This is a genomic window from Pseudomonas sp. B707 (genome assembly GCF_022496685.1).
Lineage (GTDB): Bacteria > Pseudomonadota > Gammaproteobacteria > Pseudomonadales > Pseudomonadaceae > Aquipseudomonas > Aquipseudomonas paraglycinae.
Map to the genome: position 1 here is coordinate 148,306 of NZ_WTVE01000033.1, position 25,850 is coordinate 174,155.

Here is a 25,850-nt window from a genome sequence, read left to right on the forward strand (position 1 = left end):
GGAAAACAGTACTAAAGCTGTGAGAAAAATGGATCCATGGTGCCGTTTTGGGGCAAACTCCCTGGTTTTCACCAGTTCGACAAGGCTGCCACATGTCCTCTCCGTCTTCGGTTGATGAGCAACGGTTTCGCAAACTCTTGAGCCGCAACGTCAGTTTGCCGTTGGGCGTCGGCGTGATCAGTGCGGTGTTTTTCATCTCATTGATCACCTATTTGTTGTCCGTGATTCAGTGGGTGGAGCACACCGACCGGGTGATCAATAACGCCAACGAAGCGGTGAAACTCACCGTGGATCTGGAAACCGGCATGCGCGGGTATCTGCTCAGCGGCGACGAGCACTTCCTCGACCCGTACGAGACGGCCAAGCCCCGCATCGCCGTGGCACTGAATACCTTGCTTGAACTGACTGCCGACAATCCGGCTCAAACCGACCGCCTGCGTCGTCTTCAGGCGCTGCAAACCGAGTGGGCGACGTATGCGCAGTCGATGATCGATCTGCAACGCGCGAGCGGTGATTACAAGTCCGCGGTCAAAGCGGGGAAGGGCAAGCGCCTGACCGACGAAATACGTAAACAGTTCGAAGATGTAATTGAAACCGAACAGTTGCTGCGTGCTTCACGCAACGAAGACGTGCGCCGCACCACGATCTGGAGCATCAGCCTTTATCTGCTGTTCGTGGCCGGCATCAGCGGTCTGCTGGCCTATGTAGGCCGGCGCGATCTGCTCACCCTGTCCCAAAGTTATGGCGCGACCCTGGCCGCACAGGAAGCCAGCGCCCATCGTCTGGAGCAGCAAGCCTGGCTGCGCAACGGTCAGACCCAGCTTGCCGAGCAAGTGCTGGGGCAACTGACGCTCAACCTGCTGGGACGCAACATTCTGCAGTTCTGCGCCCAGTACCTTGGCACCGCTGTGGCCGCGCTGTATGTGCGCGAAGAACACGGCGGCCTGAAACGCGTGGCGACTTATGGTTTCTCCCGCGAGCAGGAGCAACAGGATCATTCGATCTACAGCGATGAAGGCCTTGTCGGCCAGTCTGCCCAACAAGCGCGACTGATTCGTCTCGATTCGGTGCCGTCCGACTATTTCAAGGTCAGCTCCGGTCTGGGTGAAGGTCTGCCGCACAGCGTGCTGGTGGTGCCGACCAGCGATGACGATCGGGTCAACGGCGTGATCGAACTGGGTTTCCTGCGGCCGCTTACCGACCGCGATGTTGCACTGCTGGAACTGATCGCCGGCAACATCGGCACTTCCATCGAAGCGGCGCGTTATCGCCAACGTTTGCAGGAAGTATTGGCCGAAACCCAGCAGCTCAACGAAGAGTTGCAGGTGCAGCAGGAAGAGCTGAAAACCGCCAACGAAGAACTGGAAGAGCAGTCGCGGATCCTCAAGGAATCCCAAGCGCATCTGGAAACCCAGCAAGTCGAGCTGGAGCAGACCAACGAGCAACTGGCCGAACAGGCCCAGACCCTGGCCGAGCAGCGCGACGCCATGGATCAGAAGAACACCGAGCTCAATCAGGCCCAGGTGCAGCTCGAAGAACGCGCCGAAGAATTGCAGCGTTCGAGCAAGTACAAGTCCGAATTCCTCGCCAACATGTCCCACGAGCTGCGTACACCGCTGAACAGCTCGCTGATCCTGGCCAAGCTGCTGGCGGAAAACCCGCAGGACAACCTCAGCGCCGAGCAGGTCAAGTTTGCCGAGTCGATCTATTCCGCCGGCAACGACCTGCTCAACCTGATCAACGACATTCTCGACATTTCCAAGGTGGAAGCCGGCAAACTCGAAGTGATGCCGGAAAACACCAGTGTCGCGCGCCTGGCCGATGGCCTGCGCAGCGTGTTCGAACCGTTGGCGGCGGACAAGAAACTGACGTTCACCGTCGAATTGCAGCCCGATGCGCCCATCACTCTGTTCACCGACCGCCAGCGTCTGGAACAGATAATCAAGAACCTGTTGTCCAACGCCGTAAAATTCACCGAGCAGGGCACGGTCAGCCTGACCATCGCCGGCCAGGCGGACGATCGCATCGCTTTCATTGTGCGCGACTCGGGGATCGGGATTGCGCAGGATCAGCAGGAAAGCATTTTCGAAGCCTTCCGCCAGGCCGACGGCACCACCAACCGCAAATACGGTGGCACTGGCCTGGGCCTGTCGATTTCCCGGGATCTGGCGACCTTGCTGGGTGGCTCGATCAGCGTCAGCAGCGCGCCGGGGCAGGGCAGCGCCTTTACGCTGATATTGCCGCAGCAATACAACGAACCGGGTGATACGCCGGTTGCACCGCTGACCTTCAGCCCGCCGGCCTCTGCGCCGGTCATCGCGCCTGTCGCAGCGGTTTCGCCTTTGGCGCCCGTAGACATCCCGCGCTTCAACGACGACCGCAACAAGGCACCGTTCACTACCCGCTGCATTCTGGTGGTGGAAGACGAGCCGAATTTCGCTCACATCCTCTACGACCTGGCCCATGAACTGGGCTATCAGTGCCTGGTCGCCCACGGCGCCGATGAAGGTTACGACCTGGCGAAAGAATTCGTGCCGGACGCGATCCTGCTGGACATGCGCCTGCCGGATCATTCGGGCCTGACCGTTCTGCAACGCCTGAAAGAACACGCCGAAACCCGCCACATCCCGGTGCACGTGATTTCCGTGGAAGACCGCGTCGAAGCGGCGATGCACATGGGCGCCATCGGTTATGCGGTCAAGCCGACTACCCGCGAAGAGCTCAAGGACGTGTTCGCCCGTCTCGAGGCCAAGCTGACCCAAAAGGTCAAACGCGTGCTGCTGGTGGAGGACGACGATCTGCAACGCGAAAGCATCGCCCGTCTGATCGGTGATGACGACATCGAAATCACTGCTGTCGGCCTGGCGCAAGACGCACTGGAACTGCTGCGCACAACGATCTTCGATTGCATGGTCATCGACCTGAAGCTGCCGGACATGCTCGGCAACGACCTGCTCAAGCGCATGTCGACCGAGGATATTTGCTCGTTCCCGCCGGTCATTGTCTACACAGGACGCAACCTGACCCGCGACGAAGAAGCCGAACTGCGCAAGTATTCGCGCTCGATCATCATCAAAGGCGCCCGCTCGCCGGAACGCCTGCTGGACGAGGTCACACTCTTTCTGCACAAAGTCGAATCGCAGTTGTCCCATGAACGGCAGAAGATGCTCAAGACCGCCCGCAGCCGCGACAAGGTCTTCGAGGGTCGCAAAGTGCTGCTGGTGGACGACGATGTGCGCAACATCTTCGCCCTGACCAGTGCGCTGGAAACCAAGGGTGCAGTCGTGGTGATCGGCCGTAACGGCCGTGAAGCGATTGAAAAACTGAATGAAGTCGAGGACATCGACCTGGTGCTGATGGACGTGATGATGCCGGAAATGGATGGTTTCGAAGCCACCATGGAAATCCGCAAGGATCCGCGCTGGCGCAAGCTGCCGATCATCGCGGTGACGGCCAAGGCCATGAAGGACGATCAGGAGCGCTGCCTGCAGGCGGGCGCCAATGATTACCTGGCCAAGCCCATTGACCTGGATCGCCTGTTCTCGCTGATTCGCGTGTGGTTGCCGAAGATGGAACGCATTTAGTGGAACGTAGTAATCCCGTTGAACGAAACAGTGAAATCGAACTGCGGCTGTTGATTGAGGCGATTTATCTCAAGTACAGCTATGACTTTCGCGATTACTCCGGCGCCTCGATCAAACGCCGGGTGCAACACGCGCTGAGCCAGTTCGAGTGCGCGACCATCTCGGCCTTGCAGGAGAAAGTCCTGCACGACCCGACGGCGTTCATGCAGTTGCTGCAATTGCTGACGATCCCGGTCAGCGAGATGTTCCGCGATCCGTCGCACTTCCTGGCGATCCGTCAGGAAGTAGTGCCGCTGCTCAAGACCTATCCGTCGATCAAGATCTGGATCGCCGGCTGCAGCACCGGCGAGGAGGTCTACTCGATGGCGATCCTGCTGCGCGAAGAAGGCCTGCTCGACCGCACGATCATCTACGCCACCGACATCAACCCGCGCTCGCTGGACAAGGCCAAGCAGGGGATCTTTTCGATGGAGAACGTGCGCGCCTACACCGCCAACTATCAGCAGGCCGGCGGTCAGCGCTCGTTTGCCGACTACTACACTGCAGCCTATGGCTACGCGATTTTCGACAAGAGCCTGTGCGAGAACGTGACCTTCGCCGATCACAGCCTGGCGACCGATAGTGTATTCTCCGAAACTCAATTAATTTCGTGTCGTAACGTGTTGATTTACTTCAACAAAAAACTTCAGGATCGAGCGTTCGGGTTGTTCCATGAATCATTGTGCCACCGTGGATTCCTGGTCTTGGGCAGCAAGGAAACTTTGGATTTTTCCGGCTACTCCAACCAGTTCGAACCGCTGGTGAAACAAGAACGGATCTACCGTAAATCATGAACAGTGCAGCGGATTTGCCTCGTGTCGGGGCGATTGTGGTCGGAGCTTCCGCCGGTGGCGTTGAGGCTTTGCTGACCTTGCTTGGTTCACTGCGTGCCGGGTTCGGTCTGCCGATCATCATCGTCCTGCATTTGCCGGAAGAGCGCCGCAGCCAGCTCGCCGAGGTGTTTGCCCGGCGAGTGGCGCTGCCGGTCGCAGAGGCCATCGACAAGCAGGACATCACCCCCGGCACCGTGTATTTCGCGACGCCGGGTTATCACTTGTCGGTAGAACAGGATTTCAGCCTGTCGCTGAGCCTTGAAGACCGCCTGCATCATTCGCGGCCTTCGATCGACTTTCTGTTCGAATCCGCCGCCGATGCCTACGGGCCGGCGCTGGCCGCCGTGTTGCTGACCGGCGCCAACCACGATGGCGCACGGGGCCTGGCGCAAGTCAAACGCCTGGGCGGCCTGACCATCGTGCAGGACCCCGACGAGGCGCAGGTCGCCACCATGCCTCGCGCGGCACTGAAAACGCATCAACCGGATTACATCCTTCCCATAAACGGCATCGGCCGTCTGCTTGTCGAGCTGGAACGAATCGCATGCTGAGTAATATCCAGGCAAAACTGCTGATCGTCGACGATCTGCCCGAGAACCTGCTGGCCCTCGAAGCGCTGATCAAACGTGAGGATCGCACCGTCTACAAAGCATTGTCGGCGGACGAAGCACTGTCGCTGCTGCTGCAACACGAATTCGCCATGGCCATCCTCGACGTGCAGATGCCCGGCATGAACGGCTTCGAGCTGGCCGAGCTGATGCGTGGTACCGAGAAAACCAAAAACATCCCGATCATCTTCGTCAGCGCTGCCGGCCGTGAACTCAATTACGCGTTCAAAGGCTATGAAAGCGGTGCTGTGGACTTCCTGCACAAGCCGCTGGATATCCATGCGGTGAAGAGCAAGGTCAACGTCTTCGTCGACCTGTACCGCCAGAGCAAGGCGATGAAGCAACAGGTCGAAGCCCTGGAGCAGAGTCGTCGCGAACAGGAAGCGCTGCTGCAGCAACTGCAAAGCACCCAGGGCGAACTGGAGCAGGCGGTGCGCATGCGTGACGATTTCATGTCGATCGTCGCCCACGAAGTGCGCACGCCGCTCAACGGCCTGATCCTCGAGACCCAACTGCGCAAGATGCACCTGGCCCGGGACAACGCCGCCGCGTTCACCCTCGACAAGATGCACGCCATGGTCGACCGCGACGAGCGCCAGATCAAAAGCCTGATCCGGCTGATCGAGGACATGCTCGACGTGTCGCGGATCCGCACCGGCAAGCTGTCGATCCGACCGAGTCGCTTCGATCTCGCGCAACTGGTGGGCACTCTGCTGGAGAATTTCGCCCAGCAGATCGAAGCTGCCGAGACCGAAGTCAGCTTCACCGCGACCGAGCCGGTGGAAGGGCAGTGGGATGAATTCCGTATCGAGCAGGTGGTGTCGAACCTGCTGACCAACGCGTTGCGTTATGGCGGCAAAAGTCCGATCCAGGTTCGGGTTTATCGCGAAGGCAATGAGGCTCGGGTCGAAGTTCAGGATCAGGGCATCGGCATCAGCGAGGAGAACCAGAAACGCATTTTTCAACAGTTCGAACGGGTCTCCGCCAAGACGGTGGTGGCCGGCCTCGGGCTGGGTCTGTTCATTTCCGAGCAGATCGTCGCCGCCCATGGCGGCTCCATCGTCGTCGAAAGCAAGATCAACGAGGGCGCCCTGTTTCGCGTTTGTCTGCCGCTCCAGGAAAACGGCAAAACAAACGCAACCTCTGAGTGACCACACGGTCGTATCAGCAGCTATTGACCGAACAAAGGCTTCCCATGAGCGTAGATGCACAAGATGTAGTACTCGTCGTCGAGGACGAACCGGTGATCCTGATGGTCCTGACCGATTATTTGTCAGGCCAGGGCTATCGCGTATTGCAGGCCGAAAACGGCGAGCAGGCGTTCGAGATTCTGGCGAGCAAGCCGCATCTGGACATGTTGATTACTGATTTCCGCCTGCCTGGCGGGATCTCCGGCGTGCAGATCGCCGAGCCTGCCGTCAAATTGCGCCCGGATCTGAAGGTGATCTTCATCAGCGGCTATCCGCAGGAAATCCGCGAGACCGGCAGCCCGATCACTCGTCGGGCACCGATCCTGGAAAAACCGTTCGATCTGGATGTGTTGCAGGAGAAGATTCAGGAACTGCTGGCCTGAGGCGTCAACCGCCTCAGCTCTTGATCATTTCCCGCACCTTCGCCGTCAACAGATCGAAGGTGAACGGCTTGGTGATCATCTGCATGCCAGAGTCGAGGAAGCCGCCGCGCACCGCCGCGTGCTCGGCATAACCGGTGATGAACAGGACCTTCAAGTCTGGCCGGTATTGCCGGCCGATTTCCGCCAGCTGCCGACCGTTCATGCCCGGCAGGCCGACGTCACTGATCAGCAGATCGATGCGTTGCTCCGAATCCAGAATCGGCATGGCACCGTCAGCGTCGCCGGCCTCGACAAACCTGTAACCCAATTCACTCAATACCGCACTGACCAGCACGCGCACGGCCGGGTCGTCCTCGACAATCAATACGGTTTCGCCTTCCACGGCGTCCGGCGCCTGCTCCATGTCAACCGGTGCGTGAGGCAGTGATTCACCCTGGAAGCGCGGCAGATAGAGTTTGACTGTGGTGCCCTCATCGATTTTGCTGTCGATCGACACATGACCACCGGATTGCTTGCTGAAGCCATAAATCATCGACAGACCCAGCCCCGTGCCCTGGCCGATTGGCTTGGTGGTGAAAAACGGGTCGAACGCGCGATTGATGACACTTTCCGGCATGCCGCAGCCATTGTCAGTCACGCTCAATACGACGTAATCACCGGGCTCCAGATTGCTATAGGTCGCGGTGTAGTCGCGATCCAGCACCTGATTCTTCGTCTCGACCACCAGATTGCCGCCGTCGGGCATTGCGTCGCGCGCGTTGATGACAAGGTTGAGCAGGGCGCTTTCCAATTGATTGGGGTCGGCCTCGGCCACCCACAATTTTTCGTGCAGACGCATGTCCAGCTGAATGCTTTCGTTGAGGCTGCGTTGCAGCAGCTCGCCCATCGACTGCACCAGATCGTTCATATGCACGGCTTTGGAGTCCAGCGACTGGCGACGGGAAAACGCCAGCAGCCGATGGGTCAGGCCGGCGGCGCGGTTGGCCGAAGTCACACCGAGGTCGATCAGGCTGTCGAGATCATCCAGGCGGCCACGGGCCAACCGACGGCGTAGCAATTCAAGACTGCCGATGATGCCGGTCAGCATGTTGTTGAAGTCGTGGGCGATACCGCCGGTGAGCTGGCCGACCGCTTCCATCTTCTGCGACTGTCGAAGGGCTTCCTCGTTGTGCCGCAGCTGTGCGGTGCGCTCTTCGACTTGTTGCTCGAGGGTTTCGAGGGTCGATTGCAGGCGCCGTTCGCTATTGCTCAGATCGATCAGGCGATCGCGGGCTTCGTATTGTCGTCGTCGCCCGCGCAGGGCGGTGGAAATGAGGCTGACCAACGTTGCCGGATGAAAAGGGCGTTCAAGGAACGTCACGTTGCCCAGTAATTTGCTGAGCTGCGACGAGGGCCCTTGTTCGGATCCTCCGTGATGGGTGAGCAAGACAATTGGCAAGTCAGACCACGCCGGTTGTTGCTCCAGGTACAGCAGCAGGCCTTCGAGTTCCGGACCATTCAGGGCCTCGGCCGCGATCAGCAGCAGCCCGGCGCCAGGCTCGAGTTCGGTGCACAGGGTGGCCAGATCGGGCGTGATCAGGCCACCGTATCCGGCCTCGTTGAGGATCATCAGCGCCACTTGGCTGTCGCGACCCTGGGGCGCAAGAATCAACGCCCGTTCCGACAGCGGTACGGTGAGGGTCACAAGTTGTCATCCTTGAGCAGCGGGTTACTCGCGCCGAGGTAGGTGGGGACTCCGCGCAGCACACCCTGGAAGGCTTCCAGCGGTTCACCGATGGTCATGCCACGCGTTGAAATACGGTACTCGCGAATGGTTGATTCGTGGCTGCCGGTACGTTTCTTGATTATCGAAATCGCCCGGCGTACCTTGCCGAGGGCTTCGAAATAACGCAGCAGAATCACTGTGTCGGCGAGGTAGGTAATGTCTACCGGGGCCTGCATGTCGCCGACCAGTCCATGCTGGGCGACGGTCATGAACGTCGCGGCGCCCTTGCGGTTCAGGTACAGCAACAGTTCGTGCATGTGCAATACCAGCGCGTTCTCTTCCGGCATCGCGGCCTGATAGCCGTTGATGCTGTCGATCACAACGGTCTTGATGTCACCTTCATCGACGCAGCGTCGCACCCGGTGGGAAAACTCGCCAGGAGAAAGCTCGGCAGCATCCACCTGCTCGATCAGCAGATTGCCGGTGGCCTGCAGGGCCTTGAGGTCGATGCCGATGTTATTCATGCGCTCGAATAGCAGGCCCAGTTCTTCGTCGAAAATGAACAGCGCGGCCTTTTCACCACGCGCCACGGCGGCTGCCGCGAAAATCATGGTGATCAAGGATTTGCCGGTCCCCGCCGGGCCCAGAATCAGCGTGCTGGAGCCAGTCTCGATACCGCCACCGAGCAGGGCGTCCATTTCCTTGATGCCGCTGGACAGTTGCAACCGCGGGTAATCGCCCCGGTGCTCCGCCGCCACCAGGCGCGGGAAGACGTGCACGCCATCGCCCATGATGGTGAAGTCATGGAAGCCGCCACGGTATTTCTGGCCACGATACTTGATCACCCGCACGCGACGTCGTTCGGCGCCATAGTTGGGGGTCAGTTCTTCGAGGCGGATCACGCCGTGAGCGACACTGTGCACGGTTTTGTCGAGGGATTCGGTGGTCAGGTCATCCAGTAGCAAAACCGTGGCGTCGTAGCGCACGAAATAATGCTTGATCGCCAGGATCTGTCGACGGTAGCGCAGGGAGCTTTGCGCCAGCAGGCGGATTTCCGAGAGACTGTCGAGCACGACCCGCGTGGGTTTGAAGCGCTCGACCACTTCGAAAATCTGCTTGGTCGCTTCGCCCAGTTCAAGATCCGAGGAGTACAGAAGGCTCTGATGATGCTCGGCGTTGAGCAGGCTTTCGGGCGGCGTCAGCTCGAAAATTTCGATGTTTTCGTTCAGTTCCCAACCGTGGGACGCCGCGCCCTGGCGCAATTCGCGCTCGGTTTCGGACAGCGTGATGTACAACGAACGTTCGCCGGCACGGGCGCCGGCCAGCAAAAAATGCAACGCGACTGTGGTTTTACCGGTTCCAGGCTCGCCCTCCAGCAAGAAAACATGACTGCGGGACAAACCACCAGCCAGGATATCGTCGAGACCCTCGATGCCGGTGGCGGCTTTTGCACTGATCAACGCGTTCGATGTAGACAAAAAATGCCCTCTCATGACTAGGGGAAACGCGGCAGCGGGCGCCGGACGCCGTTTGGCACTGCCTGTTTACTTGACCTTTTGCCGTGACGACGGTTCCGATTTTCTTGCGGGATGTCGAGAAGGCCGCTAGAGGCCTTGCTGCAAAGAGGGATCGTCCGGGTTCATCTGTTCGAGCTGCGCCAGCAGAATCTGCACGTTCTGCAACTGACCGCTTTCTTTCCAGTAGTTGATCAGCAACACCCGCGCCTTACGATCGGCAGGATGACGCTGGACGATTTCCTGCAACTGCTTTTGCGCCGCTTCCAGTTCTTCGGCGCTGTGCAGGGTCGTGGCGAGGTCGTAGCGATAGTCCTTGTTATCGGGCTCGAGCTCCACGGCTTTGGACAAACCGAGCAGGGCGTACTCGCGTTGATCGTGGTGCAGCAGCCAGAGTCCCAGCGCATGTTGCAGATAAGCCGAGTCAGGCTGGGCCTTCAATTGTCGGGCGAGCAATTGTCGCGCGGCGTCGCTCTGACCCTGACGATCGAGCACTTCGATCTGCATCACCAGCGCCGGCAGGTTGCCGGGGTCGAGACGCAAGGTCTGTTCCAGCGCTTCCTGTGCCTGTTTCAACTCGGCGTTGTGCAGATACAGGCGCGCCAGTTGCACGTAGTTGGCGGCGCTTTCCGGCTGACTCTTGAGCGCCTGCTCCCACACATCGATGCCTTGCTGGAGCGGGGCGAAATACAGGCCCAGTTGATCCGGCGACAAGCCGAGCAGGGCGTTGATTGCCGCAAAACGAACGTTCTGATCTTCATCCTCGAGCAACGGGCCGAGCAGCAGGCTGCGCTGGCCACCGGGCACCAGACCGGTCACGCTCCTGATGGCTGCCATTCGCACGTCGGGAGATTCATGCTGCAGATCGGCATCCGCCAGTTTCAAGGCTTGCGGACTCGGGTAATTGGGCAGTTCGGCATGCAGCCAGACCCGCCGCTTGGCGGACAAATCCGGACGTCCCAGCTGTTGATACAGAACCCGCGCGGCCCCCGGCTGACCGGCACGAGCGGCGTCCAGCGCTTCACTGTAACCATGCCTGATCGCTTCTGGCACAACCGGCACTGTGCTGCGAAAAGACAGCCAGCCAACGAGCAGGACCAACACAAGGCCGAGGCTGATGAGCAAATAGCGGCGAGACTGAGGCATGCGAATTTCCGAAACTTTCGTTTTGTAGCGAAGGTCGCAAGCTTCTGTCAGCTCGCGTCGTGAGTCAAACCCTCTGCCCGATATGGCCTACTACAGGCGTTGAATCGACCTACAGCTTGTGTCGACTCTGTTTGCCGTCATGCCCTCCATGCAGTGTCTACGCTTGCAGAAGTTGTTTCGAAGAGGCTACCCATGCAATCCCTGCTTGTTTATTTCAAGGCGGTGATCCACCCCAGCCAGGCCGTGCTGCTGTTTGGTTTACGCACCATTGCCGCCGGATTGCTGACCTTGTACCTGGCGTTCCTGTTCGACCTGGATCAGCCGAAGTGGTCGATCATGGCCGTGGTGATCATCAGCCAGCCACTGGCCGGGATGGCGCTGGCACGCAGCTTCGGGCAAATCATCGGGACAACCCTTGGCGCGGTGGTGGCGGTGGTGCTGATGGCGATCTTTCCCCAGGCGCCGTTGCCGTTCATCACGACCCTGGCGCTGTGGCTGGCCCTGTGCACGGCGGGCGGCACGTTGCTGCGCTACACCAGTTCCCAGGCGTTCGTGTTGAGCGGGTATACCGCCGTGGTGGTGGCGCTGCTGGCGATTCCGGATCAGGACGGCACCTTTCTGCTGGCGGTGACCCGGGTTACCGAAACCTTGCTGGCGGTGGCGTGCGTATGCGTGGTCAGCCTGCTGACGGCGCGGCCCGAGGCGGTATCACGCAACTATTTCGCGAAGGTTGATCAGGTGATCAAGCTCGCCGCCACCCATGCCGCCGCCGTGCTGCGCACCGAAGAAAGCGAAGCGGACTTTCAGCGTCGGCAAATGCAGCTGCTGGGGGAGATCAGCGCCCTCGAAGGCCTGCGCCGGCACTTGTATTTCGATGCTCCACGCCTGCGCAGTGCCAACAATCTGGTGCTGTTGCTGGGCAATCAGCTGATGCTGCTGACTTCGCGCCTGACCGCATTACGTCACCAACGGGAATTGCTCACCGAACGCTGGGAGGGCGATCTGCCGCTGGATATCCAGCAACTGCGGGCCGAGGAGCTGGCACTGCTTGATCAGCTCGCACAGCAAGGACGCTCACTGCCAGCCGAGGTGCGGCACCAGTTCGTCGCTCTGCAACAGCAATTCGAAGCGCTGGCCTACAAGGCCGAACAACTGACGGAAGACATGAGTGCAACCCTGCGCTCGCTGGCCTGGGCATTGCGCTGGGAACAGGCGCGGCTGTTGCAGCAACTGGAGCAGATTCTCGAACTGAGCGATGCGATACAGGAAGGCCGGGAGGCCAGCTGCATGTTCCGTGGCCAGTCCAGCCCCTTGCACCTGGATTTCACGCTCGCGACGATGAACGCCATCCGCGCATTCAGCGCGTTACTGGTGGCCGGACTGATCTGGATCGAAACCGCCTGGGACGGCGCGCGGGGCGGGATGATTCTGGTGGGGATTCTGTGTTCGTTGATGGCGACGTTTCCGCGCCCGTTGATCGCCGCACAAAGTTACGCCCGAGGGCTTGGACTGGCCCTTGTGGTGTCGGCGTTCTATCAGTTCATGCTAGTACCGGCGATCAGTGATTTCGAAATGTTGGCCTTGTTGCTCGCGCCTTTGCTGTATGTGATTGCGGTCGGACTGTCCAGCCCGGCCACCGCCGGTATCGGCATGGGCCTGGGGCTGTCGAGTTTCCTGATGCTCGGTCCGCAGAACGTCGGCACCGGGCAGAACACCGCCATTCAATGGTTCGAATTCGCCGGGGCCTATGTCAGTGCGGCGATGCTGGCTTTGATTGTCTACGCCTGGATCTTCCCTTTTCGCCCGGCCTTTCGAATCAGGCGCTTTTATAACGAGGCGCGGGAGCAGGTCTATCAACTGATAAAAAGCCCGGCTACCGACGAAGAGCAATTCGCCTTCGAAAGTCGAATGGTCGATCGCCTGACTTCAATGCTGGGCGTGTTACCCGCCGCCAACGATCGGGACATGCAGCGCCTGTATGAAATCAGTCTCGCCTGCGTGGCGCTGGGCGTGGCCATGCACCAACTGAGGCAACAGGCACAGAACAACGCCTTGCTCACGGACGCTTTTGGTCGGCAGCTGTCGACGGCATTGCGTCAGACCGGTCGTTTCGTCGCCGGCCGACCGGATGTGCGCCTGACACCGTTGCTGACTACGCTGCATTCGCTCGGCGATGAGCTGGATGCCTTGCATGTCGCCACCCATGAACACCTATGGTCGGTGTTTCGCATGCAAGTGGCCCTGTTGATCGTGGTGTCGTTTCTGGAGCGGCATGGCGAACATTTGCAGCCCGACCGTTCTGAAGGAGAGTCCGTCCTTGCCCATTGATTTCGAGATCGGCGGCGTTTACTTGCCTCCTATCGCCCAGGCCTTGTTGCTGGCCATACCGGTTTTTCTGCTGCTCGACTGGGGTTTGCGCCGGCTTGGCGTCCTGCGTTTTGTCTGGCATGAGGCGCTGTTCGAGGGCGCCTTGTACGCCTGCGTGTGCGCCACACTGATTTTGCTGATGGGAGCCTGAAACCTTGAAGACGTTGCTCACTCGATTGACGACCTTGGCAGTGGTGCTGCTGGCAATCGTGCTTGGCTGGTTTGCCTGGGAACATTACACCCGAGCTCCGTGGACGCGGGATGCGCGGGTGAGGGCGGATGTGGTGACGCTGTCGGCGGATGTTTCGGGCCGCATCGTCACACTGGCGGTGCAGGACAATCAGCATGTCGACAAGGGCCAGTTGTTGCTGGAGATCGACCCGGCTCGTTACAGCCTCGCGGTCGAGCATGCGAAACGCTCGGTGGAGGTCTCAAAGGCCACGCTCGGGCAGTCGCAAGCGGCGATTGTCGCCAGCGAAGCGTTGCTCAAACAGCGCCAGAGCGAAGAACGCCGGCGACGCACGCTCAAGCAAGGGTTCGCGATTTCCGGGGAGGAGTGGGAGAAGTCCAGTACTGACGTGGCGGTTGCCCAGGCCGATCTGTTGCGCAATCAGGCCAATCTCGGTCTGGCTGAAGCCAACGTGCAACTGGCGATAGCTGCATTGACCCAGGCCGAACTGGATCTGCAACGTACCCGAGTCGAAGCGCCGGTCAGCGGTTACGTCACCAATCTGCTGACCCGTCAGGGGGATTACGCGGTGGCCGGTAGCGCCCTGCTGGCACTGGTGGACAGCGGCTCCTTTTATGTCAGCGGCTATTTCGAGGAAACCAAACTGCCACGGATCGAGGAGGGTGATCGTGTGCGGATCGAATTGATGAGCGGGGAAAAATTCGGTGGAACCGTGCAAAGCATCGCCTTCGCCATTGCCGACCGGGAAAACGCCCCGGGAAGTCGATTGCTGGCCAACATCAACCCCAGCTACACCTGGGTGAAATTGGCGCAACGGGTACCGGTGCGGATCGGCATCGACCCTGATTACGCAGGCAAGGATCGATTGAGAGCCGGCACCACGGCGACGGTCACAGTGCTGGAAAACCGAGAAAGACAGGTACAAAAAAGCCCCGCGACCGAATGATACGCGGGGCAAAAAATTTGGTTGGTTGCGGCCAACCAAAGGAGCTCTTTAAAAACCTTTTACTTGCTGGCGACCGCCTCTGGCTGCCAACCGCCACCGAGGGCCTTGTAGATCGCTACGATGCCGCGATACAGATCCACTTCGGCCTGGGCCTGACTGTCCTCGGCGTTCAAACGTTCACGCTGGGCGTCGAGCAACACCAGGAAGTCGGTGGTGCCTTCGCGGTAGCGAATTTCGGCGAGGTCGGCAGCCTTGCGGCTTGATTCGCTCTGGCGGATCAGCGAGATCAGCCGTTGCTGACGTTTGCCGTAATCGCTGAAGGCGTTTTCCGACTCTTCCAGCGCGAGCAATACTTGCTGCTCGTAGGTCGCCAGTGCGCCTTCGGCATCGGCATCGGCGCCGCGCAGACGGGCCCGCACGCTACCGAGGTCGAACGCTGCCCAGGTGATGCTTGGGCCCAGTGCCCAGGCGTTGGCCGCCGAGGAACCGATCTGCGAACCACGCCCGGCCGTCCAGCCGAGGAAACCGCTGAGGCTGACCCGTGGGAACAGGTCGGCCTTGGCCACACCGATACGCGCCGTGGCCGAAGCCAGTTTGCGTTCTGCGCTGAGGATGTCCGGACGACGCTGCAGCAGTTCGCCCGGATCACCGATCGGCAAGGCCTTGGCAATCGCCGGCAGGTCTTTCGGGCTCAGGTCGACGGTCAGTTTGTCCGGACGTTCACCCAGCAGGGTGGCGATGCGGTTTTTCTGCCGGGCCTGTTCTGCCTGCAACTGCGGCACGCTGGCTTCGACCGACGCCAGACGGGCATCGGCCCGTTCAACATCGAGCTGATCGCCAACGCCGGCGTCACGCAGGCTGATGGTGATCTTGCGCGACTCCTGCTGGTTGTTCAGGTTGGCCAGGGCGATCTTTTCCCGAAGCTGGGCACCGCGCAGTTGACCGTAAGCGTCCACCAGTTCGGCAATCATGGTGACTTGCAGTTGGTACAGATCGGCTTCGGCCGCTTGCTGGTCGGCGTCGCTGGCTTCCAGATTGCGCTGGATGCGTCCAAACAGGTCCAGCTCCCACGCCATGTCCAGACCCAGGTCGTAGCGTTCGCTGTTGACCCGTTTGGTGGTCTGGCCCGGAATCTGACCTTTGGCCAGGTCGCTGCTGGCGCGGCTGGTGATGGTCGGCATTGCGTCGTTGCTGACGTCGTCGCGGATTGCCCGGGCGGCTTTCCAGCGGGCGAATGCCACGCGCAGTTCACGGTTGCCTTGCAGCGATTGGGTCACCAACTGGTTGAGAGTCGGATCGTCGAACTGCTGCCACCAGATGCCTTCGAATTTCGAACGGTCGAAGTTCTTCTGGCCGGCGGCGCCATCGGTGGCGGACGTGATGTTCGCCGCCTCCGTCGTCGGGGTCTTGTAGTCAGGGCCGACGGCGCAGGCACTCAGGGCCAGCACCAGCAGGCTCGGCAGGAAGACTTTCAGACTCATGGGTGCGCCTCCAGTGGCTTTTGAAGATTGTTCGCCTTCGCCGCTTTGCGCGCTTCGCTGCGCTCCACGAAGTTGCGGATCAGCACGTAGAACACGGGGGTCAGCAGCAGACCGAAGAAGGTCACACCGAGCATCCCGGAGAACACCGCCACACCCATGGCATGACGCATCTCGGCACCGGCACCGCTGGAGAACACCAGTGGCACCACACCCATGATGAATGCGAACGAGGTCATCAGGATCGGCCGCAGACGCAGACGGCAGGCTTCCAGTACAGCGGCCAGCGGATCGAGGCCTTCTTCCTGCTTATCTTTGGCGAACTCGACGATCAGAATCGCGTTCTTACACGCCAGGCCAACCAGTACGATCAAGCCGATCTGGGTGAAGATGTTGTTGTCGCCACCAGAAATGATCACACCGGTGATGGCCGACAGCAGGGTCATCGGTACGATCAGGATTACCGCCAGTGGCAGGCTCCAGCTTTCGTATTGAGCCGCGAGTACCAGGAACGCCAGCAACACGCAGAGCGGGAACACGAACAGCGCAGTGTTGCCGGACAGAATCTGCTGGTAGGTCAGGTCGGTCCACTCGTAGGTCATGCCGTTCGGAAGTTCATCCTTGAGCAGTTTCTCGATGGCTTTTTCGGCCTGGCCGGAGCTGTAGCCCGGAGCTGCCGCACCGTTGATTTCAGCGGTGATGAAGCCGTTGTAGTGCATCACGCGATCCGGGCCCGAGGTGTCGCTGACCTTGATGAAGGTCGCCAGCGGGATCATTTCGCCTTTGTTGTTGCGTACTTTCAGCTGGCCGATCTGGTCGGATTCGAGGCGGAACTGCTGCTCGGCCTGAACGTTGACCTGATAGGTACGACCGAAGCGGTTGAAGTCGTTGGCATACAGCGAACCCAGGTAGATCTGCAGGGTGTCGAAGATGTCGCTGACGGCCACGCCGTGGGTCTTGGCTTTTTCCCGGTCGATGGCGGCATCGACCTGCGGCACGTTCACGGTGTAGCTGGTGAACAGGTTGGCCAGTTCCGGAACGTTATGGCTCTTGGCAATAATGTTCATGGTTTCCTTGTACAGCTCTTCGTAGCCCAGGTTGCCCCGGTCTTCGATTTGCAGGCGGAAACCACCGATGGTGCCCAGTCCCTGTACCGGCGGCGGCGGGAAGATCGCCATGTAGGCTTCCTGAATCCCGGCGTACTGGCCGTTCAGGGCACCGGCAATCGCACCGGCGGACATGCTCGGGTCTTTACGCTCGTCGAACGGTTTCAGGGTCACGAACACGATGCCGGCGTTCGGGCTGTTGGTGAAGCCGTTGATCGACAGGCCCGGGAACGCTACGGCGCTTTCCACGCCCGGCTGTTTCAGTGCCAGGTCGGACATGCGCTTGATCACATCTTCGGTGCGGTCGAGGCTCGCGGCGTCCGGCAGTTGCGCGAAGGCCACCAGGTATTGCTTGTCCTGGCCGGGTACGAAACCGGTCGGCGTGCTGGAGAAACCGAAGAAGGTCAGCACCATCAGGCCTGCGTACAGGAAGAGGGCGATGCCGCTGCCACGGATGACCCGGCGCACGGTGCCGACGTAGCCATGGCTGGCGCGGTCGAAGAAACGGTTGAACGGACGGAACAGCCAGCCACCGAAGATCTTGTCCAGCACTCGCGAGAAACGGTCTTTCGGTGCGTCGTGACCTTTAAGCAACACAGCGGCCAGCGCTGGCGACAGGGTCAGCGAGTTGAAAGCCGAGATCACGGTCGAAATGGCGATGGTCAGAGCGAACTGCTTGTAGAACTGACCGGTGAGGCCCGAGATGAATGCCGCCGGTACGAACACCGCACACAGCACCAGCGCCGTGGCAATGATCGGGCCGGTCACTTCGCCCATGGCCTTTTTGGTCGCATCGAAGGGGTTGAGCCCCAGTTCAATGTTCCGCTCGACGTTCTCGACCACCACGATGGCGTCGTCCACCACGATACCGATCGCCAGTACCAGGCCGAACAGCGACAGGGCGTTGAGCGAGAAACCGAACAGGTGCATCACCGCAAACGTACCGATCAACGATACCGGCACCGCCACCAAGGGAATGATCGAGGCGCGCCAGGTCTGCAGGAACAGAATCACCACCAGTACCACGAGAATCAGTGCTTCGAAGAGGGTATGAACCACCGCTTCGATGGAGCCGCGCACGAAGATCGTCGGGTCATAGACGATGCTGTAGTCCATGCCTTGCGGGAAGCTTTTCTTCAGTTCTTCCATCTTGCCGCGAACTTCGTTCGAGATTTCGATGGCATTGGAACCAGGACGCTGGAAGATCGGGATCGCTACGGCCGGCTGGTTGTTCAGCAACGAACGCAGGGCATATTGGCTGGAACCCAGTTCGACGCGGGCGATGTCCTTCAGACGAGTGATTTCACCGTTATCGCCAGCGCGAATGATGATGTTCTCGAACTCTTCCTCGGAGACCAGACGGCCTTGAGTGTTGACCGACAGCTGGAAGCTCTGGGCATTCGGCGCAGGGGGCGCGCCCAATTGGCCGGCGGCCACCTGACGGTTCTGCTCGCGAATCGCGGTCACCACATCAGTTGCGGTCAGATTGCGCGAAGCGGTCTTGTTCGGGTCGAGCCATACACGCAGCGAGTAGTCGCCCATACCGAACAGCTGCACGTCACCGACACCGCCGAGGCGAGCGAGCTCATCCTTGATGTTGAGGATCGCGTAGTTGGACAGGTACAGCATGTCGTAGCGTTTGTCCGGCGAGGTCAAGTGCACAACCATGGTCAGGTCGGGCGAAGCCTTGTCGACGGTGATACCGATGCGCGTCACTTCTTCTGGAAGTTTCGGCTCGGTCCGGGTCACGCGGTTCTGCACCTGCACCTGCGCGTTGTCCAGGTCAGTGCCCAGAGCGAAGGTAATGGTCAGGGTGATCTTGCCGTCAGCGGTGGACTGCGAGGACATGTACAGCATGTTCTCGACGCCGGTGATGGCTTGCTCCAGCGGAGCCGCCACGGTTTCACCGATGACTTTTGGGTTGGCGCCCGGGAAGTTGGCACGCACCACCACGGTCGGTGGCACGACTTCCGGGTATTCGCTGATCGGCAACTGGAACAGCGAAATCGCACCGGCGATCAGGATCAGCAGCGACAGCACCGCTGCGAAGATCGGCCGTGAAATGAAGAATTGGGAAAAATTCATCGGAGTTGTCGTCCCTTAACCGCGTGGGGTCGCAGCAGCCAGTTTCACAACCGAACCCGGCGCGCCTTTGGCAGGTGCGACTTTGGGCAGGTTGCTGGCTTCCAGCGCTTGTCGTTGTTGAGCGAGAGCGGCAATGGTTTGCTCGCTGGCCATCGGGATCACTTCAGGCGAAACCGGGGAGCCAGGACGAACCCGTTGCAGACCCTTGACGACGATCGTGTCGTCCTTGTTCAGGCCGCTGCGCACGATACGCAGGCCTTCGATCTTCGGACCGAGTTCGACGGCGCGGTAGGCGGTCTTGTTGTCGCCATCCATCACCAGCACGAACTTCTTGCCGAGGTCGGTACCGACTGCTTCGTCGTTGATCAGCATGGCGTTGTAGGTGCCGCTGCCGACCAGTTTCAGGCGTGCGTACAGACCCGGGGTGTAGCTGCCGTCGCTGTTGTCGAACACCGCGCGACCACGGATGGTGCCGGTCTTCGGGTTGACCTGGTTGTCGATAAAGTTCATCTGGCCCAGGTGCGGGTTGCCGTCTTCATTGGACAGGCCCATGTACACCGGGGTGGTCGCGCCGCGCTGACCTTGACGGGCGAGTTGAGTGTATTTGAGGAACACACGCTCATCGGCGTCGAAGTACGCGTAAACCTTGTCGGTGGACACCACGCTGGTCAGCGGGGTGGTGTCCGCAGTCACCAGGTTGCCCGCGGTGATCTCGGCGCGGCTGACGCGACCGCTGATTGGCGCAGTGACGCGGGTGAAGCTCAGGTTCAGTTTGGCCAGGTCCAGTTGCGCTTGCAGCGCGCCAACAGCAGCACGGGCTTCTTGTGCAGCGCTGGTGCGCGAGTCGGCCAGTTCGGCGGAGATCGCGTTGCTGGCACGCAGGCGTTCGCCACGGCCGGCTTCGTTTTCACTGCGGGTGGCATTGGCGCGGGCCTGGGCAACCAGGGCTTCGAGGCGGCGGACCTCGGCCTGGAACGGACGCGGGTCGATCTGGAACAGCAGGTCGCCTTTCTTGACCAGCGCACCTTCGGTGAAGGCCACTTCGTCGATCTGGCCGGAGACCCGCGGACGGATTTCAACGGTTTCCGGCGCCTCGAGGCGCCCGGTGAATTCGTCCCACTCGTTGACCGGTTGTTCCAGCACCTTGGCCACGCTGACCTTGGCAGCGGGCATGGTGGCGGCGGTTTCCGGAGTCTTGCCGCACGCGCTCATCACCAGCACGGCCAACAGAGCCAACGGGAAGCGCAAATGTTTGAGTGATTGTTCCATGGATGCATCCGCCAATGTATTGAAGATGGGCGGATGATGCTCGGCGGGTAGATGGCAAACGAATCGAATGACACGAAGGTAACTATCATTCGGAATGATATAAGCCCGAGGAAAGCCCTCTAGCATGCACCTTTCGTTAGGAGGCTATCAATTGGCTTGATGACAATTCTGTGTTGCGCGATCGGCAACTGTCGCAGGCGAAATTGCGCGGTGAGGATTATGCGGCGATTAAATATTCCGCTGAAGTTACCGAGCCTCGACATCCTTGCGGAGCATATGGCGCTTGTTTACAAAGACCTCGCCTGGCTGCTGGAGCAATACGCCAACATCAAGAGTCCTGTTACCCGGAACAGGCAACCCACAACATTTCGCTCTAACATGACCTGATACTCATGCCTCGATGTTTTGCCATTCCCGGACCCTGTGTTTATGAGAGATCTACCCCCGACCGCGACCTTGCGGGCTTTCGAAGTATCCACCCGGCACCCGACGTTCACCGCCGCCGCGCAGGAACTGCATGTGACCCAGAGCGCGGTCAGCCATCAACTGCGACACCTGGAAGAACTTTGGGGCTTGCAGCTGTTTGAACGGGGCAAGTCGTTACGCCTCACACCTGCGGGCGCTACGCTGGCGCCGATTGTGCGCGAGTTCTTCATGACCCTTACGGCGACGCTGGCCGATTTGCGCGAGCAAAAGGGCAGGGTGCGGCTCAGCGTCAGCACGACCTATTCCTTTGCGTTGAAATGGTTGCTGCCACGCTTGCCGAACCTGGCCCGCCAGCACCCGGAACTGTTGGTGTCATTGGACACCACGGACAAGATCATCCACTTCGCCCGCAGCGAAGCCGATGTCGCGATTCGCTTGGGCAAGGGCGACTATCCCGGTCTGTATTCACAGTTTTTGTTCGGTGAGCAGGTTTTCCCGGTGGCCAGTCCCGAACTGCTGCAACGCGTCGGAATGCCCGGCAATCCCGCCGATTTGTTGCAGTTGCCGCTGCTGGCTCGCGACGGTGCCGAACTGGCGCCGAAATGGGAAGCGTGGTTCCAGTCCGTCGGGCTGGCGTTTTTGCCGCTGCGGGAAAGCGTCAGGTTTGGCGATACCAATATGACGGTCGAGGCGGCTTTGCTCGGCCATGGCATTGCTCTGGTGCGCAGCGGGCATGTCGAGAAGGAAATCGACGATGGCCGTCTGGTGCGGCTGTTCGATGTGCCGTTTCAGTCACCGCTTGCCTACTACTTCGTCTGTCCCAAGGGCGTTGAGGTACAGCCGCACATTGTGAGTTTTCGCGAGTGGTTACTCAGCGAGGCAATTAAAGTGCGCGGCGAGCTCGTTTGAAGCATGAAGAATCGCTCATGGCACAGTGAGGAGTCTTCTCTGTAATCCGGCCGTTCGGGCTGCCTAAAATGGCCAATGCCTACTCATCTCGTCCTCCTTGTCCTGTTCGCCGCGCTGCTGCACGCCAGCTGGAACGCGCTGCTGCGCGGCGGTGCCGATCGGCTCTGGTCGATGACGGTGATGTGCGTTGCCATCGCCATAGTCTGTGCAGTCGCCGCGATGTTCATGGTGGCGCCTGCACCTCGGAGCTGGGGATATGCACTGCTGTCGGCATTGCTGCACGTTGGCTACAACCTGTTTCTGGTGCGCAGTTACCGGGTCGGCGATCTTGGGCAGATTTATCCGATTTCGCGCGGTTCTTCGCCCGCGTTGATCACGCTGGGCGCCGCATTGTTTGCCGGCGAAACCATCACCCCCGGCGAATTGCTCGGCATTGCGCTGGTGTCAGGCGGAATCATTTCGCTGGCTTTTCGGGGACGCAGGCTGTCGGTGCCCAGCCTGCCTTACGCATTGGGAACCGGCTGCTTTATCGCGGCTTACAGCGTGGTCGATGGCATTGGCGCGCGGCTTTCCGGTGCACCGCTGGCCTACACGGTGTGGATGAGCGCCTTGTGGGGCGTGCTGATGCCGGTGGTCTACATCGGTTTGCGCGATGCCCGCAGCCTGTTTTCGATCCGGCCCGGAATGTTCGCTGCGGCAATGGGCGGGCTGGTCTCTCTGCTTGCCTATGCAATCGTTATCTACGCGATGAACGAAGCCCCGCTGGGCGCGGTGTCAGCCCTGCGTGAAACCAGCGTGCTGTTTGCGGCGCTGCTTGGCTACCTGTTCCTCGGCGAAACACTTACCGTCCGCCGGATGCTGGCCTGTGTGGTGATCGCCAGCGGCGCGATCATCATCGGCTGATTCGGCTTTATTTGCTCAGGAGTAGTTTTCATGGTCAACGTCTCGCAGGCTCCGCTGATTCTGATCACGGGTGGCAGTCGTGGAGTAGGCGCCGCCACCGCCCGACTCGCTGCTGCCCAAGGCTACGATGTCGCAATCAGTTACGTTGCCAATGAGTCCGCCGCGCTGGCGGTTGCGGCGGATGTCGAAGCGATGGGGCGCAGGGCGTTGGCGATGCGCGCCGACAGTGCCGATCCCGAGCAGGTCGCGAGTCTTTTTACCGCGATCGACCACACGTTCGGGCGAATCGATGTCCTGGTCAATAACGCTGGGGTGCTGGCGCAACAGTCACGTCTCGAAGACCTGGGTTTCGAACGCATGCAACGCATCTTTGCGGTCAATGCGCTCGGGCCGATTCTGTGCGCCCAGCAGGCCGTAAAGCGCATGTCCCTGCGGCACGGCGGTGCGGGCGGCGTGGTGATCAATGTGTCGTCGGCCTCGGCCCGTCTGGGCAGTCCGAATGAATATGTCGACTACGCAGCATCAAAGGGTGCGCTGGAAACGTTCACCATCGGATTCGCCAAAGAGGTCGCCCGGGAAGGAATACGCGTCAACTGTATTCGACCCGGACATATCTATACCGATATGCACGCCAGCGGCGGCGAGCCGGGGCGGGTCGATCGTGTCAAGGACTCTATCCCGATGGGGCGAGGCGGGCAGCCGGAGGAAGTGGCGCGGGCCATTTTATGGCTGGCTGGCGCAGAGGCATCATTTGTTACCGGTACATTCCTCGACGTAACGGGCGGTAAGTGAGACAGGGGCAAGGATCATCGATTCCTTGCGCTCGACTTCAAGTAATCGCGGGCTGCCTCGCCTTGCGACTCAAGCCCGGTGTCCTGCCCGTAATACGCTTGAATGCACGACTGAACGCAGCCTGGGAGGTATAACCCAAACGCTGCGCCACCTCTTCAATCGGCAGCCTTTCGAGCGTCAGCCACTGGCTTGCAAGCCGCATTCGCAGTTCGGTCACGTAGCGCAGCGGAGACATGCCAATCGTGACCTGGAAGCGCTCCGCGAATACCGAACGTGAGGTATTACAGTGCTCTGCCAACTGCGCAACGGTCCAGTCGCGGCCCGGTTGTTGATGGAGCGCAACCAGTGCACCGGCCAAGCGTGGATCGCGCAAGGCGGCGATCAGACCCGAAGCATTGCCGCAGGCGCATTCCACCCAGCCGCGAACGACCATGGCGGCCACCACGTCGGCCAACCGCGCGAGGATGCCGGCAAAGCCCACGCGGGCGGCGCTGACCTCGCGCTCCATGGTGGCCAGGATCGGTACCAGCCCGGGATAACGCTGGCCACCGGCATCAATCAGCATCAGGCCCGGCATCAGCCGGCCGAGCCCATGGATACTGCCCAGTTCAAACTCCATGCAACCACTGAACAAGAGAGTGCTCGGCGTGGGGCTGGCATCCGCTCCGGTATCCACCGCGCTGACGGTGTCACCCAAGGTTTCGCCGTCTAGACGGTCGATGTCTTGAACAGGCGCGTCCGGATGGGAAAACAGTTGATGGGACGCGCCATGGGAGATGAACACGGCGTTGCCGGCAGACAGCGCGTAGGTGTTGCCGTCCTCCATTTGCAGTACCGCATTGCCAACGGCCATGAAGTGGAACCAGGCGTGCCCAGGTTTTTCCGCGAAGCTCAATCCGAACGTTGGACCCGCCTGGATACGCCGGTATTCAACGCCACGCAGGCGCATGCCGCGCAATAGCTCATTGATGAGGTCCGAGGAGAGAGCAAACTGGTCTGCAGACATCGTTCAGGGGTTTTGATCAAAAAGTAGAGACTTTGGATCATAGATCATCCAGTTTTCAGCGCCTAGACTCGGCTCGCAATGAACATTGGGAGATCCTTGCAATGACTGACTGTTTAAGTAACACCGTATCCGACCGCCATTGCGGCGTAGGAGCGGACTTGGAACCTTCGACGCCCGCGTGGATGGCCGTTTTCTCGTTGGCAATGGGTGTGTTCGGGTTACTGACCGCTGAATACCTGCCGGCGAGTTTGTTGACGCTGATGGCTAACGATCTGGGAGTGTCCGAAGCGCTGGCTGGCCAGGCGGTAACGGTGACAGCCGTGGTGGCGCTGTTCGCGGGCCTGTTGGTGCCAGGCCTGACCCGCGGCATCGATCGACGTTGGGTGTTGCTGGGTTTTTCCACGTTGATGGTGGCGTCGAATCTGTTGGTCGCCGTTTCCTCCAGCTTCGCGGTGCTGTTGTTGATGCGCATCTTGCTGGGTATTGCCCTTGGCGGGTTCTGGAGCATGGCGGCAGCGGTAGCGATGCGCCTGGTGCCGAATGCTCTGTTGCCTCGGGCGTTGTCGATCATTTTCAGCGGCATAGCCATTGGGACGGTGGTGGCAGTGCCGCTGGGCAGTTATCTGGGCGGGTTATATGGCTGGCGCAGCGCGTTCTTTGCAGCGGCGGCGGTAGGCCTGGTGACCCTGGCTTTCCAGTCGCTCACTCTGCCGCGCCTCGCGCCGCGCCGGCCGGCAAGACTGCGCACCGTTTTCGAGGTGTTGCAGCGTCCGGGCATCGCCATCGGCATGTTCGGCTGTGTACTGGTGCACAGCGGGCACTTTGCGATGTTCACTTATGTTCGGCCATTCTTTGAAGGGACTACTGGCATCGGCTCGCAGGGGCTGTCATTGATGCTGCTGGGGTTCGGTGTGGCGAACTTCGTCGGTACGTTGCTGGCCGGGAGATTGCTGGAGCGCCACCCGCTGGCAACTCTGGTGTTGATGCCCGCGCTGGTCGGCGTCGCAGCACTGGCGTTGGTGCTGTTGCCAGCGTCGGTGCCGGGGCAGGCGGTACTGCTGGCGATCTGGGGCCTGGCCTTTGGTGGTGTGCCGGTGGCGTGGTCGAACTGGGTCGCCAGCGCGGTACCTGATCAGGCGGAAAGCGCCGGGGGCATGGTGGTGGCCTCTGTGCAGTCCGCCATTGCAACGGGCGCGGCCGCTGGCGGTGCGATGTTCAACCTTGGAGGAAGTGCCGCCGTATTCGTAGCGGCGGCCGTGCTGATGCTGCTCGCCGCGTTACTGATTGCGCTACGTGTCCGCGCGCCTTCTGTCCATGGCGTTCGCCAGGCCAAGCCTGCGTTGCACCTTTGATGCGGTTTGCCAAACCGCT

At 60.3% G+C, this 25,850-nt stretch carries 19 protein-coding genes; 12 read left to right on the top strand and 7 right to left on the bottom strand.

Annotation, left to right across the window (positions count from 1 at the left end):
* Positions 1-92 precede the first annotated feature (92 nt).
* From GQX66_RS23060 to GQX66_RS23080, 5 genes are read left to right on the top strand one after another with little or no spacing between them, the layout of a single operon-like run.
* The gene (locus GQX66_RS23060; protein ID WP_240871690.1) at positions 93-3,584 is read left to right on the top strand and encodes a response regulator; all 3,492 of its coding nucleotides are present in this window, start codon (positions 93-95) and stop codon (positions 3,582-3,584) included.
* Entirely contained in the window at positions 3,584-4,417 is an 834-nt protein-coding gene (locus tag GQX66_RS23065) for a protein-glutamate O-methyltransferase CheR (protein ID WP_085603817.1), read from the top strand. Before GQX66_RS23060 ends, GQX66_RS23065 begins: the two co-directional genes overlap by 1 nt.
* Positions 4,414-5,007 (top strand): chemotaxis protein CheB, encoded by a 594-nt coding sequence (locus GQX66_RS23070; RefSeq protein ID WP_085745744.1) that lies wholly within the window; start codon positions 4,414-4,416, stop codon positions 5,005-5,007. Before GQX66_RS23065 ends, GQX66_RS23070 begins: the two co-directional genes overlap by 4 nt.
* The gene (locus tag GQX66_RS23075) at positions 5,001-6,215 is read left to right on the top strand and encodes a hybrid sensor histidine kinase/response regulator (protein WP_085603811.1); all 1,215 of its coding nucleotides are present in this window, start codon (positions 5,001-5,003) and stop codon (positions 6,213-6,215) included. Before GQX66_RS23070 ends, GQX66_RS23075 begins: the two co-directional genes overlap by 7 nt.
* 44 nt (positions 6,216-6,259) lie before the next feature.
* Positions 6,260-6,637, top strand: a complete 378-nt coding sequence (locus GQX66_RS23080) for a response regulator (protein ID WP_007954537.1) — start codon at positions 6,260-6,262, stop codon at positions 6,635-6,637.
* Between the two features lie 13 nt (positions 6,638-6,650).
* Here the strand turns inward: GQX66_RS23080 and GQX66_RS23085 are convergent, their stop codons facing one another.
* The 3 genes from GQX66_RS23085 to GQX66_RS23095 all read right to left on the bottom strand — a co-directional run bounded on the left by GQX66_RS23085 (position 6,651) and on the right by GQX66_RS23095 (position 11,002).
* Entirely contained in the window at positions 6,651-8,321 is a 1,671-nt protein-coding gene (locus GQX66_RS23085) for an ATP-binding protein (RefSeq protein ID WP_085745743.1), read from the bottom strand.
* Entirely contained in the window at positions 8,318-9,820 is a 1,503-nt protein-coding gene (locus tag GQX66_RS23090) for an ATPase domain-containing protein (RefSeq protein WP_240871692.1), read from the bottom strand. The genes GQX66_RS23085 and GQX66_RS23090 overlap by 4 nt, the downstream gene beginning before the upstream one ends.
* A gap of 126 nt (positions 9,821-9,946) precedes the next feature.
* A complete protein-coding gene (locus GQX66_RS23095) occupies positions 9,947-11,002 on the bottom strand; it encodes a tetratricopeptide repeat protein (protein ID WP_085745742.1) in 1,056 nt (351 codons plus the stop codon).
* A gap of 192 nt (positions 11,003-11,194) precedes the next feature.
* On the opposite strand from GQX66_RS23095, the gene GQX66_RS23100 reads away from it, so the two are divergent.
* Genes GQX66_RS23100 through GQX66_RS23110 form a run of 3 tightly spaced genes read left to right on the top strand, consistent with a single transcriptional unit; the run spans position 11,195 to position 14,505 of the window.
* A complete protein-coding gene (locus tag GQX66_RS23100; RefSeq protein WP_240871695.1) occupies positions 11,195-13,330 on the top strand; it encodes an FUSC family protein in 2,136 nt (711 codons plus the stop codon).
* Positions 13,320-13,520 (top strand): DUF1656 domain-containing protein, encoded by a 201-nt coding sequence (locus tag GQX66_RS23105; protein WP_085745740.1) that lies wholly within the window; start codon positions 13,320-13,322, stop codon positions 13,518-13,520. The genes GQX66_RS23100 and GQX66_RS23105 overlap by 11 nt, the downstream gene beginning before the upstream one ends.
* A gap of 4 nt (positions 13,521-13,524) precedes the next feature.
* Positions 13,525-14,505: an HlyD family secretion protein gene (locus tag GQX66_RS23110; protein WP_085745739.1), complete on the top strand. Its 981-nt coding sequence runs from the start codon at positions 13,525-13,527 to the stop codon at positions 14,503-14,505.
* 59 nt (positions 14,506-14,564) lie between these two features.
* Here the strand turns inward: GQX66_RS23110 and GQX66_RS23115 are convergent, their stop codons facing one another.
* Genes GQX66_RS23115 through mexE form a run of 3 tightly spaced genes read right to left on the bottom strand, consistent with a single transcriptional unit; the run spans position 14,565 to position 20,443 of the window.
* Positions 14,565-15,986 carry a TolC family protein gene (locus GQX66_RS23115; protein WP_102686206.1) on the bottom strand — a complete coding sequence of 474 codons (1,422 nt, stop codon included), beginning with the start codon at positions 15,984-15,986 and terminating at the stop codon, positions 14,565-14,567.
* A complete protein-coding gene (locus GQX66_RS23120; RefSeq protein ID WP_240871698.1) occupies positions 15,983-19,174 on the bottom strand; it encodes an efflux RND transporter permease subunit in 3,192 nt (1,063 codons plus the stop codon). Before GQX66_RS23120 ends, GQX66_RS23115 begins: the two co-directional genes overlap by 4 nt.
* 15 nt (positions 19,175-19,189) lie before the next feature.
* Positions 19,190-20,443 (bottom strand): multidrug efflux RND transporter periplasmic adaptor subunit MexE, encoded by a 1,254-nt coding sequence (mexE, locus tag GQX66_RS23125; RefSeq protein WP_011334072.1) that lies wholly within the window; start codon positions 20,441-20,443, stop codon positions 19,190-19,192.
* Positions 20,444-20,872: 429 nt separating this feature from the next.
* Here mexE and gcvA point away from each other — a divergent pair, with 429 nt between their 5' ends.
* The 3 genes from gcvA (at position 20,873) to GQX66_RS23140 (ending at position 23,473) form a co-directional block, all read left to right on the top strand.
* On the top strand, positions 20,873-21,778 hold the full coding sequence (gcvA, locus tag GQX66_RS23130; RefSeq protein WP_240871700.1) for a transcriptional regulator GcvA: 906 nt from the start codon (positions 20,873-20,875) through the stop codon (positions 21,776-21,778).
* Between the two features lie 75 nt (positions 21,779-21,853).
* Positions 21,854-22,681, top strand: coding sequence for a DMT family transporter (locus GQX66_RS23135; protein ID WP_085745734.1), 828 nt, complete (start codon positions 21,854-21,856; stop codon positions 22,679-22,681).
* Between the two features lie 30 nt (positions 22,682-22,711).
* Entirely contained in the window at positions 22,712-23,473 is a 762-nt protein-coding gene (locus GQX66_RS23140; protein ID WP_240871701.1) for an SDR family oxidoreductase, read from the top strand.
* A 37-nt stretch (positions 23,474-23,510) separates the two neighbouring features.
* Here the strand turns inward: GQX66_RS23140 and GQX66_RS23145 are convergent, their stop codons facing one another.
* Positions 23,511-24,479: an AraC family transcriptional regulator gene (locus tag GQX66_RS23145; RefSeq protein WP_240871702.1), complete on the bottom strand. Its 969-nt coding sequence runs from the start codon at positions 24,477-24,479 to the stop codon at positions 23,511-23,513.
* Positions 24,480-24,580: 101 nt separating this feature from the next.
* Here GQX66_RS23145 and GQX66_RS23150 point away from each other — a divergent pair, with 101 nt between their 5' ends.
* Complete coding sequence (locus tag GQX66_RS23150) at positions 24,581-25,831, top strand: MFS transporter (RefSeq protein WP_240871705.1); 1,251 nt, start codon at positions 24,581-24,583, stop codon at positions 25,829-25,831.
* The last annotated feature ends 19 nt before the right edge of the window (positions 25,832-25,850 follow it).

Excerpts from the sequence above, each read along its gene's own strand:
- GQX66_RS23060 (WP_240871690.1), top strand. The coding sequence starts at position 93 with ATGTCCTCTCCGTCTTCGGTTGATGAGCAACGGTTTCGCAAACTCTTG.
- GQX66_RS23070 (WP_085745744.1), top strand. The coding sequence starts at position 4,414 with ATGAACAGTGCAGCGGATTTGCCTCGTGTCGGGGCGATTGTGGTCGGA.
- GQX66_RS23075 (WP_085603811.1), top strand. The coding sequence starts at position 5,001 with ATGCTGAGTAATATCCAGGCAAAACTGCTGATCGTCGACGATCTGCCC.
- GQX66_RS23080 (WP_007954537.1), top strand. The coding sequence starts at position 6,260 with ATGAGCGTAGATGCACAAGATGTAGTACTCGTCGTCGAGGACGAACCG.
- GQX66_RS23095 (WP_085745742.1), bottom strand. The coding sequence starts at position 11,002 with ATGCCTCAGTCTCGCCGCTATTTGCTCATCAGCCTCGGCCTTGTGTTG.
- GQX66_RS23100 (WP_240871695.1), top strand. The coding sequence starts at position 11,195 with ATGCAATCCCTGCTTGTTTATTTCAAGGCGGTGATCCACCCCAGCCAG.
- GQX66_RS23115 (WP_102686206.1), bottom strand. The coding sequence starts at position 15,986 with ATGAGTCTGAAAGTCTTCCTGCCGAGCCTGCTGGTGCTGGCCCTGAGT.
- GQX66_RS23120 (WP_240871698.1), bottom strand. The coding sequence starts at position 19,174 with ATGAATTTTTCCCAATTCTTCATTTCACGGCCGATCTTCGCAGCGGTG.
- mexE (WP_011334072.1), bottom strand. The coding sequence starts at position 20,443 with ATGGAACAATCACTCAAACATTTGCGCTTCCCGTTGGCTCTGTTGGCC.
- gcvA (WP_240871700.1), top strand. The coding sequence starts at position 20,873 with ATGAGAGATCTACCCCCGACCGCGACCTTGCGGGCTTTCGAAGTATCC.
- GQX66_RS23135 (WP_085745734.1), top strand. The coding sequence starts at position 21,854 with ATGCCTACTCATCTCGTCCTCCTTGTCCTGTTCGCCGCGCTGCTGCAC.
- GQX66_RS23140 (WP_240871701.1), top strand. The coding sequence starts at position 22,712 with ATGGTCAACGTCTCGCAGGCTCCGCTGATTCTGATCACGGGTGGCAGT.
- GQX66_RS23145 (WP_240871702.1), bottom strand. The coding sequence starts at position 24,479 with ATGTCTGCAGACCAGTTTGCTCTCTCCTCGGACCTCATCAATGAGCTA.
- GQX66_RS23150 (WP_240871705.1), top strand. The coding sequence starts at position 24,581 with ATGACTGACTGTTTAAGTAACACCGTATCCGACCGCCATTGCGGCGTA.